The following is a 5,010-nucleotide window of genomic DNA, read 5'->3' as shown; positions in this document are numbered from 1 at the left end:
CAACTCTCTTTATGTAGATTCACCACGCCGTGTAGAGGCTATTGGCTATTTGATGATCCTGTTGATGCTCCTGCTCAGTATTGCTGAGTACGTTGTTCGTCGTGAGCTAGCCCAGGAGAAGGCCTTTATCATCGGACCTGGAAAGGTAAAAATGACCAAACCCTCATTGTTGGCGATTTATAGAATCTTCTACTCAGTAGCAACCGTCTCAATAACTATCGACGGTCAGATCCATCGGGGTTTTACCAAGGAGCTGGCTCCTAACGTCAAAACAATTTTGCGCTATTTAGGGATTCCTGAGAACATCTACATCAGAGGTGCATCATAATTTAAAAGTTCTGAATTAAACCTGAATTATTCATACGATGTTAGATTTCATTGAAAACTAATTTGACAATAAAAAATCTCCATATTTCAGACGGTTTTTTAGATGAAATTGCAACAACCATGATGAATTTTCATGTTTCATCAGTGAAGCGTATGGACAAATCCTGAAAATGGGCAGATTACTCCCTTGGTTGTTGCAAATAATTCTAAATTTGAAGCAATTGGCTATGCAAGCCGCAGATTTTCTATGTTGCTCATAATCTGGCAGAATGTCTCTTTAAACGGACTGCTGCTGCAAAGCTTAAACACAATTCTTCTTGCCGAAGTTGCTGTCTTGCAGGCGATCTTTATCAGGTCCGCCCTAATGGAAAGCATACGGCTGGATTTCCTGTCTTTAGGCAGAACTGTTCGCTTCATCATGTTGACAATGCTGTAAGCTAGAGCCTTTATGAGACTCTTTGCAGAATTAGCCATAAATGACGAATGGCTTACTGAATCCATTGAAAAATCTATTTTGGCTTCCTTGATGAAATTTTCCATGTTGCCGCGTTTGTTGTAGGTTTTTACAATCACCTTGGGCTGTGCCTTCAGAGTAGTTGCTATAAAAGTTGCTCTTGGCAAAAGCTCTCCCGCGGCTCTTTCAACACGGCAAATGACTCGCAGCGGTGTTTTCCAGCTTTTTGCCCTGTAATGAAACTCTTCATACATGACATGGCACTTTGTATAGTCTGAGCCGTAAATGTCCATGAAGCTATGTAGGGTTTCATCGGCGTATTTTTTAAGCGTTGCATTTGATTTAAGCCTTATGACAAAGTCAGCGCCATATTCCTCGCATAGTTCATAAAGCTGCGGTGTTGCAAAGCCGCTGTCAGCCCTGACAAGAATCTGAGCTTTGGGATATGTTTTATCAAGCCATTTGAAAATAGGCTCCAGGAATTCCTTGATGTTCTTTGAAATATAGATACTGCCATTTCTAAGCTCCATTTTCATCAAGTCGCCGTTTAAACCGTTAAAGAGCATTAGCGGATGATAACCGCAAGGGCTGTAATGGAAGTTGTAGGCACTTTGCTCTTGTTTGCCGAATGTCTCAAACAGCGTGGAATCAAGATCCAGCACAAGATGTTTTGTCGAGCGTGGAGGGTTCGCTTTTTCAAACAGGATTTCAGGCAATCGGTTGAAATATTCGATAGCCTTCTCATCCAATGCGTTGATAAACCTTGAGATCGTCGGCTGCGACGCCAAGGATTCTTTATCAAGTATCCCGGTAAATACAGGGTCATGCCTGAGATGATCTGATGCATTATCAGACTTGTAGCCTGTAATTGTTGTATAAACAAGTTGTTCTATGATTGATGCATGAGTGTGGCGTCTGTCGATGGAATCCTTGAAAAAATCCTGTAAAAGCGGCCTTAGTCCCAGCTTTTCAACGAATGAACGGACAAGCAAAAGACCTGAATCGGAAGAAAGATTGCCACCTTTAAAATTGAATGAAAAGCTTCTGTTGAAATTTAGTGAACCTTGCTGTAAACTTGACATAGAAAGAACTCCTTTTTGTGAAATAGTTTGGCTTAGACATCTAAACTTTAACACAAATTCGGGTTCTTTTCTATTTTTTTGTTTAACACCCAATGGGTGCAAATTGTACTATCGCAGTAACTAAGCAATATCAATGATTACGGCAGAAATTTGTCGTTGTCATGAATAATTCAGGTTTATTATAGCTTTGAGAAGCTGTCTTCATATTGCATTTTTGCTGAATAAAACCATGCGTTTTATCATCCTATTTTCCTTTCAAAGACCGCTCATCTAAATCCCCGCAAAGCCTTATTTCATGCGGCTTCTGGCACGTTTTATCTGAACTACACACTCAACGTGCCTTGAGGATACAAAAAAGATGCCGCATGAAGCTGTTATCCCCTTGGCGGCAGGGTATATTTCTGAAACAATCGCCTATGGAAGCAATTTTTTCAGAAATTAATAGTCTTTTTTGCTTTGTAAGCGTCAAATACTGTCAGACCCGTTCATTTAAATTATGTCAGGCTTCTTCCTGCCCAACCATTCATCAAGAGCATTGGAGATTTCAACCCTAAACTCTTCATCTGACAGACCAAGAGCAGTTCCGCGTTCATATGCCCGGTCTATAGTATAAGTAAACCTATCTGCTAATCTGCTGTTCTCAAGCTCCATATGGGGAAAATGCTCTATCACATAGGCAGAGTAATCCAAATCAAAAAAATAACGCTCTAATTCGCCATTTACGAAATCCGAGATGAAATTAATCATAAATGTCGTATGCTTTTTGAAATTCATCAATCTTCCTCCCAGGCATATTTTTCAGGCTCTGTTCCTTTCGGCTTCGGTATAAACACCTTCGGTGGTATTTTCGCACTGCCTGGCAAAAAATCTTCGATCACGGATACATAGCCCGGTTTTCCAAGGTTGGGGGCGTGAGTAAAAATCCACGATAAATATTCAAACGGGTTCAGACCGTTTTCTCTTGCGGTTTCAACAAGGCTGTAATACACTGCACTGGCTCTCGCGCCGCTTGGCGTGTTGCTGAAAAGCCAGTTCTTGCGTCCGATAACAAAGGGCTTAATACTGCGCTCTGCACGGTTGTTCTATATTTCCAAACGCCCGTCCAGCAGGTACCCTTCAAGATATTTGCGCTGGGACTGTGCATAATGCGCCGCTTTGCCAAGAAGGGTATTGGGCAGGGCGTTCAAGTGTCTAATCCAGTCGTAAAATTCATCTATCAGAGGTCTGGACAGCCTTTCAAGTTCTTTAAGCCGATTTTCATGGGTCAATAAGGCGAACTGTTTCTCAAAATAGAACAGTTTATCGCAATAAGCAACTCCCTTTGCAGCATTGGAATCCGGTTGCTTATCTTTTGGCAGGGTTTTCAGCGCATCAAAAAATTTCCGCCGCAGGTGGGCCCAGCAGCCGACAACAATGATGTTTTCGGGCAGCTTGTGATACCCGTCATACCCGTCGGCGTGGAGATAACCCGAAAAACCCTTCAGAAATTCTACTGGATGTGTATGCTTCCTGTCGGGTTGATAGTCATAAAGTATAATCTGGTGTTTTGCCTCCCCGCTTGTACGGAACAGCCACATGTAACTCTTTGACTGTGCCGTCTTGCCCGGTTCTTTCAGCACCTGCAAAACTGTCTCGTCCCCGTGGAGTACATCGTGTCCGCATAATCGGAACTTCATTTTCTCGTATATCGGTTCCAGCCAGTCCTCACAGGCTTTAATGAGCCAGTTTGACATGGTCTGTCGTGAAAGTAGGATACCATTCTGTTTCCATTCCTGCTCCTGCCGGTATAATGGCGATGCCATCATAAACTTCTGTGACGCAATATGTGCGATCGTTTCTGGAGAAGCAAATCCGCCTTTTATGACAGGTTCAGGCATGTCCGCCTTCACAATGGGCGTGTGCTCGGAAGTCTCCTGGCAATTCCGGCATGAATAAACGTGCCGCACATGCCGTACAATCACCGCTTTCGCAGGAATAATCTTTAGTTCCTCACGGGTTTCCCTGTCCATTGTATGCAACTCGCCGCCGCAGTCCGGGCAGACACGTTCATTTTCCGGCAACTCGTGCTCAATTACCTCGACAGGCAGGTCCTCTGGCAGCTTGTCCGTTGTCAGGCGGGTCCTTTTGCGATAATGCGTCTTCACTTTTGTCAATAATGGCTCAGGTGCAGTCAAGTCGGCAGTCGCTTCCGCTTCGTTGAAAAGGTTTATTTGTTCAACGCTGGTTTGCTCGCTTGATGCACCAAATTGCCTATGCTTCGCAAGACGGATTTGTGCCATGAACCATTGAACTTGTTGCTCTAATTCAGCAATCCTGCGATCCTTTTCTTCAATTATGCCAAGTAGTTTTTCTACTGAAATTTCTCGCGTCTCCATATGATAATATTACCATAAAACCCGCATAAAATCCAGCTTTTCGACATATTTAGAATAATGTTTTTACGTTGTTTTTCACGAAATTTGCCGCTCGAAAACTTCCTTCCGCCCAAGCTTTTTTTCCAGCCTGGCGCCGTCAATCAGACAGGATAGTTCATTTACGTCAAGAAGCATTGTGCCAGAGTCTCCTTCCGATGGCCAGCGAAAACGCCCGCGTTCCAAACGCTTAAAGTACAGCCAGAACCCGTCTCCGCCCCATTCGAGGATTTTTAGCCTGTTTCGGTTCCGGTTACAGAACACAAACAGTGCGTCCGCAAATGGGTCAAGGGAAAAACTCTCTTGCACAAGCGTCATCAGGCCATTGATAGATTTCCTCATATCCGTGCACCTGCAGCAAAGATACACAGGTTTGTCATTCCATCTTATCATAGCGACATCAACACCCGGCAGACTTCTGGGCTTTAGATAGCAGAATGACTAAACAACTAACGCTTAATGCCTTAGACCAAGCTATTACTCACGAAAGACCAGCTAAAGGACTAATATTTCATTCAGATAGAGGGTCGCAATATGCAGCCTATGATTACCAAGATAAATTAAGAGACAATGGAATAAGGCAAAGTATGAGTGCTAAGGGAGACTGTTATGATAATGCCTGCATGGAATCATTCTTTGCAACACTAAAGAAAGATTTAATTCATAGAAGGCGTTTTAAAACCCGTGAAGAAGCTAAAATAGCCATTATTAATTATATAGAAACCTGGTATAACTG

At 43.1% G+C, this 5,010-nt stretch carries 4 protein-coding genes and 3 pseudogenes; 2 read left to right on the top strand and 5 right to left on the bottom strand.

The features are described 5' to 3' along the window. Positions 1–328 (top strand): annotated as a pseudogene (locus tag BUB56_RS18905) (IS1634 family transposase); the annotation flags it as partial. Between the two features lie 224 nt (positions 329–552). On the opposite strand, the gene BUB56_RS18900 reads toward BUB56_RS18905, so the two are convergent. From BUB56_RS18900 to tnpB, 5 genes and pseudogenes are all read right to left on the bottom strand, one after another. Continuing rightward, a complete protein-coding gene (locus BUB56_RS18900; RefSeq protein ID WP_110942799.1) occupies positions 553–1,863 on the bottom strand; it encodes an IS1380 family transposase in 1,311 nt (436 codons plus the stop codon). Between the two features lie 489 nt (positions 1,864–2,352). Next, positions 2,353–2,637, bottom strand: coding sequence for a hypothetical protein (locus BUB56_RS19615; protein WP_190014770.1), 285 nt, complete (start codon positions 2,635–2,637; stop codon positions 2,353–2,355). Further along, complete coding sequence (locus tag BUB56_RS20245; protein ID WP_330392704.1) at positions 2,637–2,852, bottom strand: transposase domain-containing protein; 216 nt, start codon at positions 2,850–2,852, stop codon at positions 2,637–2,639. The genes BUB56_RS19615 and BUB56_RS20245 overlap by 1 nt, the downstream gene beginning before the upstream one ends. Before the next feature lie 21 nt (positions 2,853–2,873). Beyond that, positions 2,874–4,142: pseudogene (gene tnpC, locus BUB56_RS18895) on the bottom strand (IS66 family transposase); the annotation flags it as partial. 171 nt (positions 4,143–4,313) lie between these two features. Continuing rightward, positions 4,314–4,667 (bottom strand): IS66 family insertion sequence element accessory protein TnpB, encoded by a 354-nt coding sequence (gene tnpB, locus BUB56_RS20465; protein WP_110942798.1) that lies wholly within the window; start codon positions 4,665–4,667, stop codon positions 4,314–4,316. A 26-nt stretch (positions 4,668–4,693) separates the two neighbouring features. Here tnpB and BUB56_RS18885 point away from each other — a divergent pair. Next, positions 4,694–5,010: pseudogene (locus BUB56_RS18885) on the top strand (DDE-type integrase/transposase/recombinase); the annotation flags it as partial.

It is taken from the genome of Geosporobacter subterraneus DSM 17957 (assembly GCF_900142145.1).
Lineage (GTDB): Bacteria > Bacillota > Clostridia > Peptostreptococcales > Thermotaleaceae > Geosporobacter > Geosporobacter subterraneus.
The sequence above is the reverse complement of the archived record's forward strand: the minus strand, read 5'-3'. Positions and strand labels throughout refer to the sequence as shown.

What these genes read in the sequence shown, in the direction of transcription:
- BUB56_RS18900 (WP_110942799.1), bottom strand. Translation starts at nt 1,863, where the DNA reads ATGTCAAGTTTACAGCAAGGTTCACTAAATTTCAACAGAAGCTTTTCA.
- BUB56_RS19615 (WP_190014770.1), bottom strand. Translation starts at nt 2,637, where the DNA reads ATGAATTTCAAAAAGCATACGACATTTATGATTAATTTCATCTCGGAT.
- tnpB (WP_110942798.1), bottom strand. Translation starts at nt 4,667, where the DNA reads ATGATAAGATGGAATGACAAACCTGTGTATCTTTGCTGCAGGTGCACG.